This window comes from Flavobacterium riviphilum (genome assembly GCF_055231795.1).
Genome location: NZ_JBUYSY010000006.1, coordinates 23,508 through 46,504, shown reverse-complemented (window position 1 = coordinate 46,504; position 22,997 = coordinate 23,508). Strand labels below are relative to the sequence as shown.

Below are 22,997 nucleotides of genomic sequence, written 5' to 3'. Positions count from 1 at the left end.
ATATGAAAAGATACCTTTACTTAATGATACTAAGTTTTTGGAGTGCTATCTCCTTTTGGGGATACGGACAAAATATTGTATATCCTTGGAGAGCCACCACAGCCATCGTAAAAGGGGGCGAAAATTTTGAAATTTGGCTCAATGCACTTCCGGATCAAACGGTAGAAAACGTACTATTGAAAGCCCAATTTCAAAATAGCAATACAACCTTTGCCATCGAAAAAGGAAATTGGATTTATGATAACATGTCAGGTAAAAGCTATAATACTAAAATAGTAGTTACCGTACCTACTTCTACTCCAGCCGATCGATACGATATAGTACTTGCCACTTCAAAAGGAGAGGTAATTTCTTATGGAGGCGTAAAAGTGGTGAAAAATTTTCTGAACGAGTATTATGTCATGCATCTCTCGGATGGTCATTTGTATCAAAACGGATACAATACCGATGTTTTGTTAAAAAGAAAATCAGCCATGTTAGACATCGCAAACATTATGGATGTTCAAGTACTTATTGAAACTGGCGATAACATGTACAATGTTAGAAATCATCCTGAAAGAGAAGAGTATTATTTTTTAGGCAATGCCACACTCAATACCAAAGGGATGTCCAAAACAACGGCCGCTACTTTCATAATACCAGGAGATCATGAAGGCCTAAATGCCAACGACTTTGCTCAAGGTACCGCACTTCAAAACGCCACTTTTGTTAACGATTATTATGGCTTACAAAACTTTAACTTTCAATATGGAAATGGTCGTTTTATGTTGCTCAACAATGCTTGGGTGGTATCTGAAACCAATGCAGGGGAACATCAATACCAAATCGACAAGGCTATCGATTGGCTAAAAACAATTGGAAAGGGGGGTAATTTTCATTTAACCGCAGGACATGCCTACAACAAAATGCATCATAACATCGATGCATTCCAAAAACTTAGTGTGGTACTTGCAGGAGATAAACATAACATCTTTTCGAGCAATCCTTATCCATTTGCCCCCTCTAGCCCCTCTATTGCATATATAGCAGCCGCCATCAGAGACCATTTTGCTTTTAATTTATTCAAAGTAAACAATACAAATGGGACTTTTACCACCCCTTCCGGTACCAATGCATCAAACAATGTCTTATTTAGCGGAAGTAAAGATACCCCTGATACTTGGGTATCTAATTTAACCTTGACTTTTTCTGCCAACAATGATGGAAGTGTAGACACTAACAAAGCGACTTTGATAAATCGTTTTAATTTCCCTATAACCAATGCCAAAATTCGTTTTGTAGTCCCTAAAGGAAAAACGTATAGCGCCACTAATGGCCAAATTGATCAAGAATTTGATGGCACCCAATTTCATATCATAGACGTTGTTAAAGATCTTGAACCCAATAGTACCACCGAAGTATACATTGCACCTGGACAAGGCATAGATTTATGTCCCAACGATCCAAACAAGTCCGCTCCAGGCGCTTGTGGCTGTGGTATACCTGAAGGAACATGCACAATCCCAGTGACCGATGTAGCAATCAATCCAAGTAATTATACTATACATTTGAACGTCACTAAACAATTACTCACTACAATTGCACCTAGCAACGCCACCAATCAAGCACTTATATGGACCTCTTCCAACCCAGCAGTTGCTAGTGTTAGTAACCAAGGTTTAGTAACTGGACTAAGTGGCGGGACCGTAACTATAGAAGCTGCAACAACCGATGGTGCAAAAAAAGCAACTAGCACTATTACTGTTATCCCTAACAATACAGTGTATCAAGCTGAAGATGCAGAATACAAAGGACCTGTGTCTGTTACCAACCAACTAGACTATCATGGCTCTGGATTTTTGGACTATACTAATGCGTCAAACGACTATATCAAATGGACAGTATATGCTCCCTCTGAAGGGAATTACGACATCATTTTTAGATATGCTGCAAGTAGCATTAGACCCTTAAAACTAACGTTAAATGGTGTTGACATTCAACCTTCCATATCTTTTCCTTCCACAGGAAGCTTTGCCGTATGGAGCACTTACACCCTCAGCCTACCTTTAATGGCTGGCAACAATACGATTCAATTAACAGCTACAGGATCAAGCGGAGGAAACTTTGATGAATTAATTCTATCCAAAACATTAAATACCAATAAATTCATCAACCATAAAGACAGCCGAAGTGTGGTGATTTATCCAAATCCGGCGCATCACTCCAAAGTAACTATCGAAATTGAAGGATTCGAAAACGATAAAAACACTAGAGTGCAAGTATTTACTTTAAATGGTAAAATCATGCTCGATCAAACGCTTAAGCATCAAACAAAATTAGAACTCCCTACCGCAGATAAATGGGACGAAGGAGTCTATCTGATTACTATCAAGTCTGAAATGGCACACATTATCAAAAAATTAATAATCCATCATTAATACAAATTATGAATTGTAAATACAACGAAATAATTATATATTGTCAGAAACTACAACGTTTTCATAAACAAGTAACGATCAATACTTTCAAGTAAAAATTCAATAAAAAAAGGAAAATTGCTATTAGTCAACACTTCCAATTACAAGAAAAAAGCATCTAAAATGAAAAAAAAAGGTATAACCCTCGTACTATTTTTAATAATTAGCGTAAAAAGCGTACTGTTAGGGCAATCAAAAGCGCTACATCACTCCTTTTCAGAAACCCAGATTCCTCTCAATGTCATAGGTCGAGGAACCTGCCTTATAAAAGATGGGAGTTTAATTTCCAAAGATGCCTATGCCGTTTTTGGCAATAATACTTGGAAAAATTACAGCATAGAATTCAAAGCAAGGGCTCCAAAAAGCGAAGAACAAGTCCAAATTTGGGCAGGATTTAGAGCCAACAACCGCAACGATAGATATGTAGTAGGGCTTCGAGGAGGCCATCAAAATTCGCTCTATTTAAGTCGGATGGGATATATGGGCACCGATGAATTTCTAGGCTTAGCTCCTTTAAATTTCGAACCAAAGCCTGGTATTTGGTACACTATAAAAATAGAAGTCTGCGGGAATCGTTTTCGAGTATTCTTAAACGATGACCTCATACCAGCGCTTGATGTTGTTGACAAAAACAGTGCGCTTTGTCCAACGGGTGGCATTACCTTGGGAGGCAGCTGGATTACTACTGAATTTGATGATGTAACCATTACACCTTTAAGTGAAACTCATCTAGACCAAGTAGCATTTCAAGACAAGGCTAAAGCCATTCCCAAAGAACAAAAAGAAAAACAACGGGTAAGCGAAAGAAACACCTACAAAGCAATTAAGGTAGGGGAACTGCATCCTGATCGTACCGAAATCAGCATGGAGGGACAATGGTTATTCATGCCCGAACAAGAATTAAATGACAGCAAAGAAGGAGCCAATACGGTTGTAAATGATGAAAATTGGCACGTGATGACCGTTCCTAATTTCTGGAATCCCACCCGCATTTGGCTACATGGCGAATCCTTTGAAGGACATCCAAAAGGGGTTTCCGACGTGTATTTTCAAAAAGAAACCGATCGTTGTAAAAATTATACCTTTGATTACACGACCACTAAAGTAGCTTGGTACAGGCAATGGATTGAACTACCGAATACCATCACTTCCAAACATTGCACCTTAGAGTTTGATGCCGTATCCAAAATTGCCGAAGTATATATAAACGGACAATTAGCAGGCTCTCACATCGGGATGTTTGGCAATTTCTCTGTGGATGCCAGTACGCTTTTACAACCTGGTAAAAATCTTATCGCTGTGAGAGTGGTTCGCGATTTCCTGACCAATATCGAAAATGGTGAAAAAATTGTAGATGTAGCAGTTACAGTCCCTGTGACCAATAATATGTTGAAAGATATTGCTCACGGATTTTACAAAGAAGATCCAGCCGGAATTTGGCAACCTGTTAAACTAGTTTGTACCAATGCGCTGAAAATCGAAGACGTTTTCATTCAACCAACCCTCGCTGGAGGCACTTTTGAAGTGACCCTGAAAAACTATGGAAACCGTACTTCGAATTTCGCATTACAAACCACCATCAACGATAAAGAAACGGGGGGCAATTTACATTCGGCTACTCCCCTTCCCAACCTCACACTTAAAGCCGGAGAAGAACGCAAATTTTCTTTTACTATAGACCAACTCAAACCTAGACTTTGGACTCCTAATCATCCTAATTTATATGATTTTACATTCAAAATTGTTAGTAAAAATCAAATCGTAGACACCCAAAATATAGTCTCTGGTTTCCGAACTTTTGAAGCCAAAAAAGGCCATTTTTTTCTAAATGGCAAGCAATATTGGTTAAGAGGTGCAAATCATACGCCTTTTGCTTTAGCGGCTAACGATGCGCAATTAGCTACTTCTTTCGCCCAATTAATGAAAGCGGCCAATATCGATGTTACCAGAACGCATACGGCTCCTTACAACGAATTGTGGATGAATGCCATGGATACTAACGGTATTGGGGTCAGTTATGAAGGCACTTGGCCTTGGTTGATGATCAAAAACTCTATGCCCGATCAAAAGCTAATAGACATGTGGGCTGATGAATTCATTGGTTTGGTAAAAAAATACCGAAATCACCCGTCAATACTGATTTGGACTGTAAACAATGAAATGAAATTTTATGACAACGAACCTGATTTTGAAAAAGCCAAAATCAAAATGAAAATCATTTCTGATGTCGTAAAAAGAATGCGAGCTATCGATCCTTCACGTCCCATCAGTTTTGATTCGAATTACAAACGCAACGAGAAAAAATTTGGTAAAGAATTCTTTACTACTATCGATGATGGCGATATTGATGATGACCACAAATACATCAATTGGTATGATTATTCCATTTTCAAACAATTCAAAGGCGAATTTCAAAAAAACGCCTACAACGAAGGTAGACCTTTGATCAGCCAAGAAATGTCAACAGGATATCCAAATGCAGAAACAGGTCACGCCACTCGCTTTTACAATTTAGTACATCAAAATCCACAAAGTTTAATTGGATACCAATCCTATGAATTTGGCAATCCACAAGCCTTTTTGAATGTAAATGCCTTTATTACAGGCGAACTTGCGGAAGCGTTACGAAGAAGCAATGACAAAGCCTCTGGTATTTTACATTTTGCTTTGTTGACTTGGTTTAGAAATGTCTATGATGCACAAAAAATTGAGCCTTATCCAACCTATTATGCCATGAAACGAGCCTTGCAACAAGTGTTAGTCAGCGCAGAACTTTGGGGGAGAAATTTTTATGCCGGGAATAAAATCCCTACTAAAATTTGTGTAGTCAATGACCTTGAAAACGGAAGACCCCTGCAAGAATCAACACTACAATGGACTATTGAAACAAAGAATGGTGAAAAAATAGCGGGTGGCCAAGCAAAAATTCCTGCTGTAGCCCCTGCGACCCGACAGTGGATTTCCCCGGAAGTGGTGCTTCCCGAAATCCTTCCTTTCCCAAAAGGGGTAGTGGTACTGAAACTTAAATTACTAGAAAATGGAATCCCCATTTCTGAAAACGAATACGAACTAAACGTAGCAAGCCAATCATGGGCCGCATCAAGCATCGCATCGACCAAAAAAATTGCTTTGTTAGATTTTAATGGCATCAAAACTACACTCGATTTCTTACACATTCCACATAAATTGTATTCCAACATTACCGCCTTACAACAAGCTAAAGCTGATCTTTACATCATTTCAGGCTTAGAACTTAATAAAAATTGTAACGAATTGGATTTGCAATGGCTACGCCAAAAATTTAATAATGGAGCCAAAATTTTACTCTTAAAATCACCCGAAGCTACTATGAAACTATTCCCAGAATACATTACCGGATGGATTGTACCCACGGAAGGTGATATTGTAAATCTTGAAATACCCGAATCAAAAGTATTTGATGAAATTGGCCTTTTTGACGTGCGTTACTTTAATAACAATAAAAATGAATTGCCAACTGTTTGCAATGCGGCATTCAAAATAAACCGAAGCCCCGAAGTTCTAGAACTAGCCAATCAAACCAAAATTCACGGTTACATCAATGGCGACATGCTGGAACGATCTAATTATGTGAAAACCATTAAAGGATTTCCGCTAGTAAAAATCAATAAAGGTGGTCAAGCCATTCTTTCCGCAATGCATCATGATAAATCCGAAACAGACCCTATTGCAGGCCGCTTGTTGGCTAATATGATACAAGATTTACTCCAATAAATTGCCTAATTCAAGTCAAACATGAAACGAGTAAAAAAGAGTCCATTCATTTTCTTAACACTAGTCGGTTGTTGCTTTACCAACCTACTTTGGGCACAAGAAGAATACAAAGACCCCAAGAACAAAAAAGGAACAGAGGTGTTTGAAGGAGGAGCGTCCTACCAAGTCAACCATTATCCACAAAAAACATTTTCAAAAACACCTAAAAACATCATTCTAATGATTGGAGATGGGATGGGCTTAGCGCAAATATTCAGCGGAATGACGGCTAATGGAGGACATCTTTTTTTGGAAAATTTCAAAAATATAGGGTTTTCAAAAACTACCTCTGCTTCAAATTACACTACCGATTCCGCGGCAGGGGCTACTGCCTTATCCACAGGAGTTAAAACTTTTAATGGCGCTATTGGGGTGGACAATCAAAAACAACCGCTATCCCATATCCTAGAAAAAGCGATCAAAAAAGGACTCAAAACGGGTTTAGTCGCCACTTCATCCATTACCCACGCCACGCCCGGAGCATTCATTGCGCATGTGGATTCGAGAAAAAGCTTTGAAGATATTGCACTAGATTTTTTAAAAACCGATATTGATGTTTTTATTGGCGGAGGCAGAAAATACTTTGAATCCCGAAAAGAGGGTCGAAATTTGATTATGGAATTCCAAAATAAAGGCTACCAAATCGCATATAACCTTGAAAGTATTCGCAATACAACCTCGGGAAAATTAGTAGGCTTAACCGCTGCAGACCATAATCCCCCGATGCCCGAACGAGGAGAATTTCTAGAAATAGCCACCGAAAGTGCTTTACATCTTTTAAATCAATCCAAAAAAGGTTTTTTCTTAATGGTTGAAGGATCTCAAATTGATTTTAGTGCACATAAAAACGATACGCCAGGAGTCATTTTAGAAATGCTCGATTTTGACAAGGCAATTGGTACAGCCTTAGCTTTTGCTGCGAAAAATCAGGAAACTTTAATTATTGTAACCGCGGATCATGAAACAGGAGGCATGACACTACTCAATGGTGATTTTACTACCGGAAAAGTGGAAGCAAAATATACTACAGGAGGTCATACTGGAATTGCCGTCCCAATTTTCGCTTATGGCCCCGGTGCAGCAGAATTTTGTGGTTTCATGGAAAATACGGATATCGCAAAAAAAATGATGCAATTGCTACACTTAAATTAACGAAAAACAATGATACTAATACGTTTTTTTTATATTTCATTACTTTTATGCATTGGAAACATTTGGCAATCCAATGCGCAATTGCATTCCAAAAAGACACCTCCCAATGTCATCATCATCTTAACAGACGATATGGGGTATGGTGAACTTTCGTGCTATAACCCCGAACAAATCGCAACTCCCCACATTGATCGGTTGGCCAAAGAAGGAGCCCGATTTACAAATTTTTATGTACCCACCCCCTACTGCGCCCCTTCACGAGCGAGTTTACTCACCGGACGATTTCCGCTCCGCCATGGGGTGCTTGAAAATCCAGCTCCTGATGCAAATATCAATGAGGTAGGACTACCAAAACAAGAAGTCACCTTAGGCGAAATGTTTCAAAAAGCAGGCTATGCCACCCAATGTATAGGCAAATGGCATTTGGGCCACCAACCTGAATTTCACCCACTACTTCATGGCTTTGATGGGTATTACGGAATGTTGTACTCCAATGACATGCGTCCCGTTAATTTGTTAGAAAACAATGAAATCATTGACCGCAAAGTTGACCAAAGAAGGCTTACCCAAAAATATACTGCAAAAGCCATAGATTTTATAGAACAAAATCAAAAAAATCCTTTCTTTCTCTATTTAGCTCATGCCATGCCTCACAAACCTTTAGCTGCATCAGAAACATTTTATAAAGAGGGAAATAGCAAAGTCTTGTACGAAAGTGTGCTAAAAGAACTCGATTGGTCTACAGGTGCTATTATAGAAAGCCTAGAAAAATTAAAGTTGTTGGACAACACCATAGTGATTTTCATGTCTGATAATGGTCCATGGTATGGTGGCAATACGGGGGGATTGAAAGGAATGAAAGCTAACAATTGGGAAGGGGGTATTAGGGTTCCATTTCTTATAAGATATCCTAAAGCAGTATCTAAAGGATTAACAGCTACCCTACCATGTAGTTCTTTAGATATATTCCCCACCCTGACCAATTTAACCGGTATAAAATCTATTCTCAATCTTGTTCTAGATGGCCAAGATATCAGTAAAATATTAAAAGGTAAAAAACAAACCCATGGCCCTATATTTAGCATGAAAGACAATAAAATAAGAACCATACGAATGGGAAAATGGAAATTGCACCTCACGAAACCCGATTTTTACCAAGAGATTGACCCTAGTAAATACAAAGACCCAAGAAGTCCTGATGGCATAAGTATAATTGCTCCCGTGGAGCAAGCAAGCCCGGAAGCCTATCCAGGAGTAAAACCCATGAAATCAAATGGAAGCTGGTTCCTTTTTGACCTCGAAAACGACCCTACTGAATCCAATAATTTAGCCGATAAAAACCCTAAAATTTGTAAAAAATTATTCCAAAAAACGGTATCCTTTCAAAAAACAGTACAACCAAAATAGTTAATGCTCTAAAACTTTAAATACTATACCTATGAAAAATAAACTCAAATACCTCCTACTGCCCATTTGGGGGCTATGCGCTTTACTGCAAGGCACTACTTCATTAGCCCAACAAAAGAAAAAACCAAATTTACTCTTCATTATTACGGATCAACAACGTTTTGATGCTATGAGTAGTGCTGGCAACAAAATTCTGAAAACTCCAAACATGGATCGATTGGCAAAACAAGGGGCGCGTTTTAAAAATGCTTACTCCCCGAGTGCCGTTTGTGGTCCATCGAGATCTTCAATTTTAACGGGAACAACAATCGAAAACAACGGCATGAAAATCAATGAATATGCTTATAGTTTTAAAAAAGAAGGCTTGATGTCTATGCCTACTTTTGATGAAATTTTGGCTAAAAATGGCTATCGATGTGAATACTATGGCAAATGGCATTCTCAAACTTCAAAGGCCGATGTTTATAAAAATCCACAAAAAATAGCACAAAATGGAAAATCAATCTTTGGTCCCGAAGGTCAAACCCATATCTATATGGATTACTTAAACGAGAAATCGCCCAAAAGAGCCCTTCAACCTGGTGAATTATACGATCAAATTACTGAAAGGCCATACAGAACCAATCCTTTAGATAAATTCCATGGCAAGACCTATGAAGAAATAGTAGAAAAAAAATTACACTTCATCCAACCCGATTTGAATGGAGAATTGCTGATAGACAAAGAACATACCATGACGGCCTTTCAAGCCAAACAAACGATGGAAGCAATAGAACGCCTCAAGGATTCAACTTTCAGTATTACCTGTGCTTTTCATTCGCCGCATGCGCCAATGTTACCCACCGCTCCCTATTACAACATGTACCCTATAAAAGATATGCCTATTCCAGTAAGCATGAAAGATGATATGTTAAATTCACCATATAAGAAAACAAATGGACGTTTAGACCATCCAGAATATGCTGACCCAGAGAAAATTAGATATATGATCTCTAGTTACTATGGTTTGGTTAGAGAGGTTGATGATTGGGTAGGAAAAATACTTGACAAACTCGAGGCACTACATCTAGATGAAAATACTTTAGTAATTTTCACCAGTGATCATGGTGAAATGCTTGGTGCACACGGTATGCGTGAAAAAAACGTTTTTTATGAAGAATCGGCTCATGTACCTCTAATCCTTCGATTCCCCGATAAAATTAAAGCAAATAAGGTAGTAAACGGCTATACTTCTACTGTAGATTTATTTGCCACTATACTAGACTATTTACAAGTTCCATCACACCCATCTGATGGCAAAAGTTTGCGCGGTCTAATGGAAGGAACCGATAAAAATCATGGAAAATATGTAGTACAAGAATGGGATTACCGAGGCGATACGGAACCGAATTATATGATAGTAAAAGACGGTTGGAAACTTATGGTTCCATATACCGAAACCTCTAAGGTGCTTAACGCTATGTACAATTTAAACCAAGACCCAAATGAAATGACCAATTTACTAGGCAACAACCCTGAGCGAGCCAAATATCATAAAAAAGCTGAAGAACTCCGAGCTGCATTATTAGAATGGTTGAAAAAAAACAATTCTTCACATATTGAGGGTGTTCAAAAACGAAAATTAATCTAATGCAAGCTATGTCTCAGTATCAGTATCAGTGTAGTACTATCAAATTGTTGAAAAAGGCCGGAATCCTTTGGCTCCTTTGTACAGCAGTGACAGTGGCTCAAAAAAATTCGGCACCCAACATAGTCATTTTACTAGCAGACGATCTTGGTTATGGCGATTTGAGTTATACTGGTGGACTTACCCCCACACCCAATATCGATAAATTATTCGAGCAAGGTATTGAGTTCACCAACTTCATGACCAATCCGGTGTGTACTCCAACTCGTGGCGGATTATTAACAGGCTTGCACCCTTTACGTATCGGCGCAGGTCCTGAAACTGGGGGAAATATGGATCCAAATCTTCCAAACATTGGTAATTTTTTTCAAAAAGAAGGGTATCTTACAGGCCTCTTTGGAAAATGGCATAACAGCCCCTCGCCCAATCAAGTTGCAAAGGCACCAACAGTGAATCAATTTGGTTTTGATCGATTTGTAGGTTTTTATGCAGGCGCGGTAGATTACTTTTCGAAAGCATCGACAGGTTGGTTTCATGATGGGCAACTCAAAAATGAGGAACAAGAATACGCCACCGACTTGACTGCCAAGTACGCCATTGAATTCATGAATCAGGCCAAGATAAATCATCGCCCGTTTTTGTGTTATATTCCGTTTCCAGCAGTACATGGTCCACATGTAGTGAAAGAAGCTCTTCTCAAAAGGGTTCCCGAAATGATATTAAGCAAGGTCAAAGATCAAAAACCATATGATTTTTATCGGAATGCGGTTATCAATATTCCAGAATGGAGAAAATTTAATGCCACTCTTTACAACGATTCCAACTGGTTGACAAAACCTGAAAAATTGAGTAAAGCCGAAATAGATATGCTATATTCAGCAATGGTTACCTCCTTAGATGACAACATTGGACTCATTGTGGATTACTTGAAAAATTCTGGTCTTATGGACAACACTATTATTCTATTTTTTTCAGACAATGGCGGAACGGAATACGCTGGGAACAACGCTCCATTTAGAGGTGCAAAACACTCCTTGTATGAAGGTGGAATCCACGCACCAGCTACCATGATACTTCCACATGGGATGATTAAAAATAGTCCAAAAAGGGTGAACGAATTGTGTGGCTATCTCGATATATTTCCAACCTTAGCTGATTTAGCTAGAAGCCACCAAAGCCTACCTAAAAATTTAGATGGAATTAGTATGGTCAAGATTCTCGAAGGCAAACAAAAGAAAAACAATCGTAGCTTCTATTGGAATTGGAGAGATCATGATGTACTTAGAACCCCAAAATGGAAATTGTTTCGATTCTATAACAAAGTCGAGCTATACGATATGATTCAAGATAAAGCCGAATCGCAAAATGTAGCTTCAGCCAATCCTAAAGTGGTACAAAAACTAATTAGGAATATGAATAAAGTTTCTAAAAAAATGGGAGTTTCACTCATGCACCAACCACTACAAACGAAATTGGTCCCAATAAAAAAGAATGAAAAAGAAATAAGCTTAACCCTAAATCTGGAAGCTGAACCAAAGAAACAAACCCTGAAAATTATTAAAAAAGAAGTGGCTATACAAGCAGATTATTATCTTGAATACGATATAAAAGTGCTGTCACCTACCCTTTTATCCTACTGTTATTTTTCTCCACTACGAGGTAACAATAGTGTTTTTAATGACCGAAATGGAATTAATTTTGACCACAAACCCTTGCAATCTCCAACACAATGGGGGCAACAATGGAAACATGTTGTTGTAGGTTTAGGTAGTCTGTCCCCCTTAACAATACATGATTTCGGACTTACTTTTGAGGGCAACAACACCGGGCAAACTACTGTCTATCTAAACAATATCCATATCAGAAACGGTAAAGGAGAGCTTGTTTGTAGTTTTTAGAGGCAGCTATTTTACAAAAAACGACGGTCATTTTTCCTAATTACATTTTCTTACAAAAAATAAGAGGTACTCAGAAATAGTACCTCTTTTTTATGCTTATCAAATTTTTAATTTAAATGCATTATTCCAATTAAAGGGAACTATTGCAAATGTTTGGAAAAAAATCCTCAGTCACTAATACATTTCAATTAAAGTAATCCACCAAAACTTAAAACCATAGTTCAAAAGTCAACTTATTACATTTGTATTGGAATTCAAACTATTACCACTATACACTAATTAGATATAATATTCTAAGTCTATAGAATTGGATTTGTAGTGTTGCAAAAACGATTAATAGACTGTTATGGTCAAACTCTCTTAGTAATTTTAAATTTAGTAGAAGTTTGCCGTTAATAACTAGATTGTGTTACTTGTCTACTCAATTTATTGAAATCTGATCCACCACATAAAAAAATTGAGGGATTTGCCTAAACAAACCCCTCAATGTTGTAGTAAAAAAAATGAATTATTTTTTGTCCAATGCTGTCAACGTCATTTGAGCATAGGCTTGGGCATTGGTTCCCCATAAAGGATTAGGTTTATTCCCCATAGTCAACACCAAAACACCCCCTTTTTGCAATACTTCATGTGCAAACCATGGGGTATCAAGTGGCTTACCATTCAATGTAGCCGATTGAATGTATTTGTTGTCCTCTGCATAATTTTTAGCAATAACTTCAAATGATTTGCCATGATCCAATTGTATGCGAGCATTAGCAAATACAGGACTTCCAATCGAATAAATAGGGAGTCCAGGGGTTACTGGATAAAAACCTAATTGTGAAAACACTACAAAAGCAGACAATCCACCACCATCTTCATCACCTGGCACCCCCATCAAATCATTTCGAAACCACTCTTGCAACAATTGACGAATGTATTTTTGGGTCTTCCAAGGTTGACCTGCAAAATTATACAAATACGGAATGTGTAGCGAAGGCTCATTGGCCATAGAAAATTGCCCCACATTGCCTGAATGATCCGGCAATTGTGCATAAAATTCAAACTTACTTTTACCTAAGGATTTCGAAAACATGCTATCCAAATTCTTGATAAAAGCCTCCTTGCCGCCCATCAATTGAATCAAATCGGGAATATTGTGTTGTACATCCCATCGATAAATCCAACCATTGTTCTCACCATAATATTTTCTTGCCCCCATTCCTCCAGAAAGCACATAATCAAAAGGCTGAATAAAATTGCCATCTTTGTCCTTGGGATGAAAAAAATGGGTTTCCGGATGAAATAAATTACGATAATTAAATGATGCTTTTTTAAAGTAAGCTGCATCAACATTTTTACCCAATTCGCTAGCTAGTTCTGATAAACACCATTGATCATATGCTGTTCCTAAAGTGACCGCAACGGGTTGCCTACTTTCAAAAGTGTGTACTTCTGGAACGCTCTCCTCTTCACCCGAAGATAAGGCTGGAAAATACCCCTTCTTTTTATAAAAATCATCCAAAACACCAGCTGGTAAACCTGACCACGGTGCTAAAGTTTTGTTTTCAATAGCCCCTTTACTAGCCGCATAAGCTTTTTGCACATCAAAATTCCTCAATCCTTTCTTGTAAGCATCTACAATAGACGCAATACCGTGATTTGAATTCATACGGCGACTATCACCTGTTATTTCAGGAAAAGTAGGTAGCCACAACTGATCCATTTGTTCTGCCATTAGCACAAATGAATTTAAGATATCTTCTTCTACTTTTGGATCTAGTAGTACGCGTAATGGATGTTGGGCACGATACGAATCCCAAATCCAATCATCGGTATAAAAAGGTCTTCCAAAATCTTGATGTACTTTTTTATCAAAGGCACTATAATACTGGCCATCTTCGGAAATACACACCGAACGTTCAAAACAGCGATACAAAGAGGTGTAAAAAACAGTTTTCTCGTTTATTGTTCCTCCTTCAATAGCTATCTTTTCTAACGAGGCATTCCATAATGCACGACCTTCTTTTTGAATTTGAGCTAAAGATTTGTTCCCAATTTCTCGTGTTACATTTCTTTTGGCCTGCTGCTCACTTATAAAGGATATGCCATATTGGGCTTTCAAAAGTTTTGTCCCTTTTGGAAAATACAATACCAAACTGGCATTCTTACCTGTTGCTTTTGTTTCTGAACTTACTCCTTTATTAGCTAGAACAGCTCCTACTTTTGTAGGCTTTTGATCAGGGATTAAATAAAGAAATACTTTGGTAGTAGCATCTATCCATTGAAACCCTGAAACGGCTGTACCATCCCAAGTCAATTCACCTTGTTTCGAATTTAAGATTAAATGAACGGGTGCCCCATTTTCAAACGAAAATTGATACATAGCCGATTGGTGTGACACACCAAAATCAACCGAAGTCTTTTGTTCTTCCAAATAGACTTGATAAGAATACGGAGTAATTTTTTCTAAATCATAACTGTAATCAATGACAGGAGCAATATCCGATTCTGCCCCTTGAAAAGGGCTAATATTAAAGGCAGAACTGCCACGGTGACTCGTTACTACTACAGGTAACCCTTTTATAACTACTCCCGTGTAATCCTTTCGTTCCGGATATACACGTAGCATACTATTGGGTAAATGAATCGTAGGATAAGTTGGCACTAGCAAATGACTAATATTTCCCATATAAGGATTTACATAATCCACGGGATCTTTTATAGTTTTGGCTCGCTTTATAATTTGGGCACGCCCAAATGTAAAAAACACAAGCAAAGTAAAAAGCAAACAGTGCTTTAAATAAATTTTCATAGAGTTATTGTTTTTAAGTACTCTTAAAAGTTTTGAAATATTTAGTCAAGGAATCAGACTAAAAGATTAGACTGCTTAATTGACCTGTAATAGTATAAGCATTTTTTAAACAAAGCAGCATAGATATGGAATCATTGATAGTTTTAACCAATGCCTTACCCCTTAGCTGCTTGTTTGAAAAACAGCGCCCTATACAAATTGGCAAAATCAAAAATTAACGGATAGGTTTTGTCGTTGTAAATTGTTTTTTATGATGAAACCATTGCGCCCCTTGCCCTGTTAACCACAAGTAATAATCAGTTGGAAGATCATCTTCGATTCCAATAAATTTTTTACCCTCTCCACCATTCAATGGCACGTCTGTTTCTTGCATTACCTTGTATATTGCAGTTCCTTCATCAATTTCATCAAACATTGCCACATATAAAGCTTGAGCTCCTTGTTGTTTTGCCCCAGCAATTTGTTTCCACAAAAAATCACCTTTAGCCCTTGGAATTAAATGATAACTTAGCGTATCATTTTTCAAATTCCCCCAAGAAAAACCAGGAAAAACCAAAGGAATATAATCTACTCCATTACGTTTTGTCCATGCTATATCTTGAGCTATCATTTTAGCATTGTAACTTTTTAAAGTATATCTTCCCACCGCCCAAGGCATAATAAGATCACATTGTTTAATCAAATCATGTAATAATGGATCCTTAGTAGTGTCTTTTCCAAAGGTTCGCCAATAATAAGGCACACCTAACATAAGGGACAAACCAGGTACCTCTTTTTGAATAGCAGCCACCAATCGCGCAACATCAGCCGTACTATACTTACGATGATCATTAAAACCTACTCCCCATAACGACACCAAGGGTTTACCTCTATGTCGTAAATAGGTGGGATTTTCTTGTGCATCAAATAGTCGATACAATTGCTGCAACTCTTTCAAATCGGCTACTACTAAAGAAAGATCATTCGAAGTACAGCCGCTCAAATCATACATTAAAGCTATCGCTCTTTCATACTTTTTGGCCGCACGCAAAGCATTTCCTAAAACGGTATTAAAATGACGTTTACCATTTTTACTATTTGGCTTTATTTCGGTAATAAAACGTTGCATATGTACCCCATCAATTCCGTACTCTTGCATCCATTTAAAATGCAAATCAATGGTATTCGAATCATACGGACTGTACAATGTGGCTGTTGTCCCATTTGGAAATGAAAAGGGCGTTTTATACTGTTGAGTATATTCGCTCATATCTGGCCACATATCGATAGTAGAACAACCAGGTGCAAAACCACATTTACCTTCGTAATGGTGCCACTCTCGATCAGAACCATCTCCTTGTGCCGCAAACCAGCCTTGATAACCCGCCATTACCAAATTTGTATACGAAGGGTATAAGGGAGTACGCGCCGACGCAGTTGATGCACCACTCTGAGCTTCCATAGATTGACCATACAGCAAATGCATCAATACAAAACTAAAACCAAAAAAGGGAAATAATTTTCTACTAATTAATAGAAATTTGTATCTCATATAACACAAAAAATCTCGTTAAAAATTTGATTTTTACCCAATAGGTACTGTGTAACCTTTCATCCTTTCCCCATACGATTCAGTACTAGCAAAGGATGAAAGTGAAACATACTGATTATAAGGTAAACGAAACTACTTCCGGTGCATAGTTAGAACGTGATTCAGGTGCAACAGTTACCGCTCCAACTCTAAAATAATAGGTTTTCCCTTTTACAAAATTGGCGTTATTAGCCGTTTCTATTTCTACTGTATAAACTTTATCAGCTACTGCTAAAGCATTGAGTGTAACTTCTGTTCTTGCTGTTTGCATGAATTCACCAACATTTGGATCTCTGTGTGCATAAAGTCCATATTTCTTAACTACATCGGCAGTAGTTTGTTCTATTTTAAAAGAAGCTACTATTTTAGTTCCTACTTTTTCTATTTTAGCCTCGTTCAGACGCAAAAATGGAGTAACCGAAAAGTCCAATTGCGTTCTACCTTTAATATTAACTTCTTGTGACGCTACCGCTTGAAAATTGGTACGCACAGGTTGCACCATATAACTATTGGCAAATAGTCGACTATTCTCATAGGTTCCATTATTCTTTACCACCAAGTTTTGTGGTGATACATTGACATACCCATTCTCTCTCAATTCTATAATAGAACCTTGAATAATATCTTGGGGTACAAGTGCACCCGTTTTTTGATCAATTATACTACCGTACAATCCCGATGTCGGTTCATCTAAGTTGTCTAGTTCACAGGAAGTAAATCCTACAAGCACTAACAATAAAGGAAGAATTCTTATAAATCTGTTCATAATTTTAAATTTTTCTTGGGTATACATTTATGTTTCGCAGTTGAAAAAATGAGCGCACTAATTCAAACCATTGAGAAAACTAAAGAATAACTAACTTTAAAACAAAATACAATAAACACATTTTTTTCAAAGCGAAACATAAATCATTACTTGTTTAAATTACTATCTTTTAATATTGAGGATTTTGTATCAATCCATTTAAGGCTACCCCTGGAATTTCTTTGTAATAATATTTGCTTAAAAACAATTGGTTGTTCATATTCAAATTAGAACGTACAAAAATATACTTATAAGGTGCTGTACCGCGTAAGTCTAAAATCGGAATTAATGCCTTTTGACGCACATTATTAAACTTCTCTTGATACTCTCTTCTTCTGATTAAATCCCAATATCTTTTGTTTTCGAAAGCCAATTCAACAGTACGCTCACGATTAACGTTGGCTACTGACAGAGGAATAGTAGTCATAAATGCCGCTCTTCTTCTAGTCGCATTTAAAGCAGCAGTTGCTTTTGAAACATCACCTAATCCACTCTCTGCTACTGCTTCTGCATAATTCAATAAGATTTCTGCATAACGCATTTCCATAAAATCGGTAGTACTTTGATTCCAACCGTTTATTACGGGTTTGGTACTTAAGAATTTTTTAAAGGAAAATCCAGTTTTAGTATGATCAGAAGCTAAAGGCGCAAAACCTGAAAAGTTAAATGGATTAGAATCACCAAACACATAATACGTAGAACTTCCTACTGTAACACTTCCTGTAGTCACTAAACTACCTGCTGGATTAATTAACCCTCCTTGTATATTGATGGTAACACCTTTGAATTGCGACCCTGGTACAATTACAGTAGCAAACAAACGAGCATCTTTTCCAGCAAAGATATCTTGAGGTTTATCAAATTTTAAATAGGGTTTGGTTTTAACAAAGCCATTATAATCGTTAATATTGTCTCCAACTGCGGTAACGATAGGTGCACTCACCCCTGGATTAGCATAACTCTCATACAAATCCACAAACTCTAAGGTAGGGTTCATCCTGCCCGGACTTGGCCAACCATTTTTTAATTGGTTAGGACTATACCAAATATCATAGTTATTTCCTGTACCATTTCCTGGAATAGTTCTTCCTTTGATTAGAATGGCTTCTGAAGTTAGCGCCACATTTGGATTTTCAAACATAGATCTGATGTTTTCCGTAGCCTCTTCAGCAGTTGCTGGTGTAGGCTTGTATAACGAAAATTTATTTGAATCCATAATAGCCGCCGAAGCATCAATACAAATTTGATAGTATCTTGCCGCATCTGTAGCATCTAATCCAACTAATTTCGCATCAACTGCTGGTCCAGTCATAGGGTTTTTTGCACCAAATTTTGCTATCGAAGCTGCGTGTAAGGCTGCTCTTGACATTAATCCGTAGGCTGCCCATTTGGATGCTCTTCTTCCATTTGGATCAATATCTAAGGCTTTAGCAGCTACTTCACATTCTGACAATACAAAATCCCATGTTTCTTTTTCTGTATTTCTAGGTACTTTTAAAGCTTCTAAATCGCCATTGTAGATTTGAGCTTGTTTAAGAATCGGAACGCCACCATAGCGTTTAACCAAACCATAATAGGCAAATGCTCGTAAAAAAGAGGCTTCCCCTAAATACAATGCTTTTTGCTGATCCGACACTTTTAAAGTAGGAACAACTTCAATAAAAAGATTGATGTCTCTAATCAATTTATAAGCATCACCCCACCAATTGTAATGACCTCCATTAATAAATCCAGGAGCATTTAAATTGGAATGAGTTGCGGTTCCAGTAAACATCTCACTACAAATCCCATTGTTATTCGGGTTTGCTTCGTTGTAATTAAACCCTTGTGTTGGGAAAAAGGTTAAATCTTCTATTGGTAAACGATTGTATAAATCGGCCAAGTATAATTGTGTCCCAGCCGAAGTAGCAAAAACTTCATCGGGTGTCAACTTGTCTCTGGGCTCCAAATCAAGAGCATTGTCACAGCCCACTAAAAGCAGAACCATAAACAAAGACCATAATTTTAATAAGTGTATCTTTTTCATTTTATTATTTGTATTAAAAACTAACATTAACGCCAAAGTTATAAGTAGTAGAAATTGGATAGGTAAACCCTGCATTGGTATCTCCTTCAATTTTTTCAGGGTCAAAAGGTTTAACAAACTTATCCGCTAGTGTAAATAAGTTAAAACCATTCGCAAAAAAACGCAATTTAGTAAGTCCTAGATCTTTCATAAAGGCTTCTTTACTATTAAAAGTATAGCCAATTTCAACGCTTTTTAACCTGGCATAAGTAGCATTTTTACGCCAAACTGAACTCTCTTTGTAAATTCCACCTACATCGGCTAATAGTCTAGCAGCAGGCCATTTACCAGGAACCCAAGCACTGTTTGGATCAAATTGATCTTCTTTATGCCATCTATCAAAGAAATAGGCAGGTGAATTCCCTCCGTTAAATGCTAATACTTGACCATACACTCCATCAAATCTTAAAGTATAACGCGCAGCACCTTGCAATAACATATTAAAATCAAATCCTTTATAACTAGCATTAATATTTAAACCAAAAAATATTTTTGGAGAGGAATTGTAAAACAAAGGTTTTTGATCTTGTGCATCAATAATCCCGTCATTATTCAAATCTTCATATTTAAAATCTCCAGGCAACTCTCTATTGATATTCCCGTTTGCCCCATTTTGTAAAGGAGCATTCAAAATTTCTTGTTCATTTTGAAATTGTCCCGCATAAACATAGCCGGTTTCAAAATCATTCCATCGGTGTCCTCTTTGATTTAAATAACGTTGCATGGAATTAGTAAACGCCTCTCCTTCTACATGTTTATTCATGGTTCTAGAAAAAGTGAAATTCCCAGATATATCGTACTTAAAGGCATGATCATTGTTTTTAAACCCTACTTCCAATTCAATACCTTGCGTACGGTTACTGTTCAAATTTTCTTGAGGCAATACGCCTCCGTAGGTATTGGGCAAAGCCACACTCACCTTTGCAGGAATACCTTCTACCAATCGGTCAAAAACATCCGCCGTTAAAGTCAGTTTATTTTTCCATAACCCTACATCAATTCCTATATCGGCAGTAGAAGCTGTCATCCACGTCAAATTAGGATTGGCGGGTACTGGTGTACCAACACCATTAATCAAAGTACCATCCGTAAACTCATAAGATCCACCTGTTCCTAGTGTATAACCATTAATGTATTGAAACGGATCTCCTTCAGGCTGCGCCGTTACACCATATGATCCCCTAATTTTCAAATTAGACAAAATGCTTTCCTCAGTATTCATGAACTCCTCTTTAGACACTACCCAACCCAATGATCCCATTGGATAAAATCCCCAACGATTTTCAGGAGAATAGCGGTATGATCCCATGTAACGTCCGGCCAATTCTAGCAAATATTTACCTTTATAATCATAATTTAATCTTCCTATATAGGATAAATCAGCGGACTCACTTCTAATTCCATCACTTTCTTGCCCCAATTGATCAGCATATCGGATTTCATCTTTGGTGTAAAAATCTTTATACAATCTTTTCAAGGAAACATCTTGCTTGTTAAATAAATTCTCCTCCACTACAAGTACCGTACTCAAATGATGATTTTCATTTAACTCTGGTTTATAATTGATATACCCTTGCAAAGTTGTAGAATTACTATTACTTGTTCTGTATGAAATATTTGCAGTTCCTGCACGCATTTGAATCGGTTTATAGATTCCTAAAACTTTATCATACGTATACACTGTATAGGATTTCGATAAGTTGTTGGCCACAAAATTATTGGCATCATAAGAAACGGATCCTTTAATCGACATTCCTTTGATAAAAGGCACCGTATATGTTAATGCCAAAGTTGATTGTAAATTACGGGTTACATCTTCTCCATAGCCTGTAATATCTCTATCGGCCAAAACTGCAGGGTTTTGATTTCCAGGAGTAACTACTCCAGGGTACAATGGATTATTATTAGCAAAAGGACGATCAATTGGCACACTCGAACGCGTTCCTTTAAAGATATTAAAGAAACTATCTCCAGGTTGTTTTCTAAAATCATAACGTCCTCCAATTAACAATTGTGCTTCAATGTTTTTGGTAAGTTTTGCTGTTAAATTAGATCGCAAGTTAAATCGCTCATAACCAATATCATTACTTTTCAACAAACCTTCTTCATTTACATAGCCTAAACCAATAAAATAATTGATGTCTTCATTTCCACCTGATGCCGAAAGATTTTGTTGTTTTTGCATTGCAGTAGTTTTTATTGCAGTATCATACCAATCTGTACTTTCATAACCAGGAGCACCGATACGGTAATTTTGAAGATCATCTTTAGTAAAAAAAGGCACTCCCCCTAATGGACGATTTATTTGTGCATCATTAAAAATCTCAGCATATTGAGCTGCATTCATCATCGTTGGAATATCTGTTGGCGACATAAATCCTATAAAAGAACTGTATTCGAACGTAGTTTTACCTTTGTTCCCCTTTTTAGTAGTTATCAAAATAACCCCATTTGCAGCTCCTAATCCATAAATGGCTGCCGATGCATCTTTCAATACAGAGATACTTTCAATATCATTACCGTTAAGACGTTGAAATTCATCACCATTTCCTCTACGAACACCATCAATAATGTAGATTGGATTACCAAATCCTCTGATGTTAATAGAATTATCAAAAGTTCCAGGCTGTCCGGAATTTTGACGAATGTTAAGTCCAGCTACCTTTCCCTGTAACTTTTGTGCAATACTTGACGAAGTTGTGGTTTGAATAGCGGCTCCTTTAATATTCGATACCGATCCTGTAATGGTTTCCTTTTTTTGTTTAGCATAACCCACTACTACAACTTCGTTCAAATTTTTATATTCAGATTTCATAGTTATTACGATAAAATCGGACGAACTCACTTTTCGTTCTAGTGTGCTATACCCCATACTGCTAAATTGTAGAGTACTAGGGAAACTGGGAATCTTTATAGAAAACTTACCATCAAAATCAGATATGGTGGTAATTTTAGTACCTGATAACGTGATATTAACTCCAGGCACAGGCATACTTGAAGCATCTACAATCTGTCCCGTTAGTGTTTTAGCTCCTTGTTTCGTGTCATTTTGAGCCGAAAGCGTGGCAAAACTAATTACAAAGAGAAGACTTAAAAAAGCCTGAACGCTTCTTATTCTTCTATTTTTTGGTTGGGGTTTTGGTTTCATTAATTGTCTCATAAATTTTAATTCATAAATGGATTCTTTTGATTATTTAATTCATACTTGGATTTCTTCGTTTACTTCATACCTAGTGGATTTTACTTTATTAATAAAAAAATCAATTAATTTGTTGATGTAGCAAAGTACTTCCGCAGGTCTTAATTTTGAGATAATAATCAGTAAATAATCCATTAATAATCTATTAATTTTACCATTAATGAAAAAAAAAAGTCCTTTTTACATTTTTTTAGGCGTGATATTTTATCAAAAACAAAAAAAAATCAAC

11 protein-coding genes are annotated in these 22,997 nt (G+C 37.1%); 6 read left to right on the top strand and 5 right to left on the bottom strand.

The features are described 5' to 3' along the window. The first annotated feature begins 2 nt into the window (after positions 1–2). From ACZIX2_RS07900 to ACZIX2_RS07875, 6 genes are all read left to right on the top strand, one after another. On the top strand, positions 3–2,417 hold the full coding sequence (locus tag ACZIX2_RS07900; RefSeq protein ID WP_463339548.1) for an Ig-like domain-containing protein: 2,415 nt from the start codon (positions 3–5) through the stop codon (positions 2,415–2,417). Positions 2,418–2,579: 162 nt separating this feature from the next. Next, a complete protein-coding gene (locus ACZIX2_RS07895) occupies positions 2,580–6,209 on the top strand; it encodes a glycoside hydrolase family 2 TIM barrel-domain containing protein (protein WP_463339547.1) in 3,630 nt (1,209 codons plus the stop codon). Between the two features lie 21 nt (positions 6,210–6,230). Then, positions 6,231–7,400, top strand: coding sequence for an alkaline phosphatase (locus tag ACZIX2_RS07890; RefSeq protein ID WP_463339546.1), 1,170 nt, complete (start codon positions 6,231–6,233; stop codon positions 7,398–7,400). 9 nt (positions 7,401–7,409) lie between these two features. Beyond that, positions 7,410–8,807 carry a sulfatase family protein gene (locus ACZIX2_RS07885; RefSeq protein WP_463339545.1) on the top strand — a complete coding sequence of 466 codons (1,398 nt, stop codon included), beginning with the start codon at positions 7,410–7,412 and terminating at the stop codon, positions 8,805–8,807. 31 nt (positions 8,808–8,838) lie between these two features. After that, positions 8,839–10,437, top strand: a complete 1,599-nt coding sequence (locus ACZIX2_RS07880; RefSeq protein WP_463339544.1) for a sulfatase-like hydrolase/transferase — start codon at positions 8,839–8,841, stop codon at positions 10,435–10,437. Beyond that, on the top strand, positions 10,437–12,332 hold the full coding sequence (locus ACZIX2_RS07875; protein WP_463339543.1) for a sulfatase family protein: 1,896 nt from the start codon (positions 10,437–10,439) through the stop codon (positions 12,330–12,332). The genes ACZIX2_RS07880 and ACZIX2_RS07875 overlap by 1 nt, the downstream gene beginning before the upstream one ends. A gap of 508 nt (positions 12,333–12,840) precedes the next feature. Here the strand turns inward: ACZIX2_RS07875 and ACZIX2_RS07870 are convergent. From ACZIX2_RS07870 to ACZIX2_RS07850, 5 genes are all read right to left on the bottom strand, one after another. Further along, on the bottom strand, positions 12,841–15,129 hold the full coding sequence (locus ACZIX2_RS07870) for a GH92 family glycosyl hydrolase (protein WP_463339542.1): 2,289 nt from the start codon (positions 15,127–15,129) through the stop codon (positions 12,841–12,843). Between the two features lie 214 nt (positions 15,130–15,343). After that, positions 15,344–16,660, bottom strand: coding sequence for a glycoside hydrolase family 71/99-like protein (locus tag ACZIX2_RS07865; RefSeq protein WP_463339541.1), 1,317 nt, complete (start codon positions 16,658–16,660; stop codon positions 15,344–15,346). A 115-nt stretch (positions 16,661–16,775) separates the two neighbouring features. Beyond that, positions 16,776–17,465 (bottom strand): DUF3823 domain-containing protein, encoded by a 690-nt coding sequence (locus ACZIX2_RS07860; RefSeq protein ID WP_463339540.1) that lies wholly within the window; start codon positions 17,463–17,465, stop codon positions 16,776–16,778. Between the two features lie 169 nt (positions 17,466–17,634). Continuing rightward, positions 17,635–19,530 (bottom strand): RagB/SusD family nutrient uptake outer membrane protein, encoded by a 1,896-nt coding sequence (locus ACZIX2_RS07855; RefSeq protein WP_463339539.1) that lies wholly within the window; start codon positions 19,528–19,530, stop codon positions 17,635–17,637. Between the two features lie 13 nt (positions 19,531–19,543). Then, positions 19,544–22,717, bottom strand: coding sequence for a SusC/RagA family TonB-linked outer membrane protein (locus ACZIX2_RS07850; RefSeq protein WP_463339538.1), 3,174 nt, complete (start codon positions 22,715–22,717; stop codon positions 19,544–19,546). Positions 22,718–22,997 lie beyond the last annotated feature (280 nt).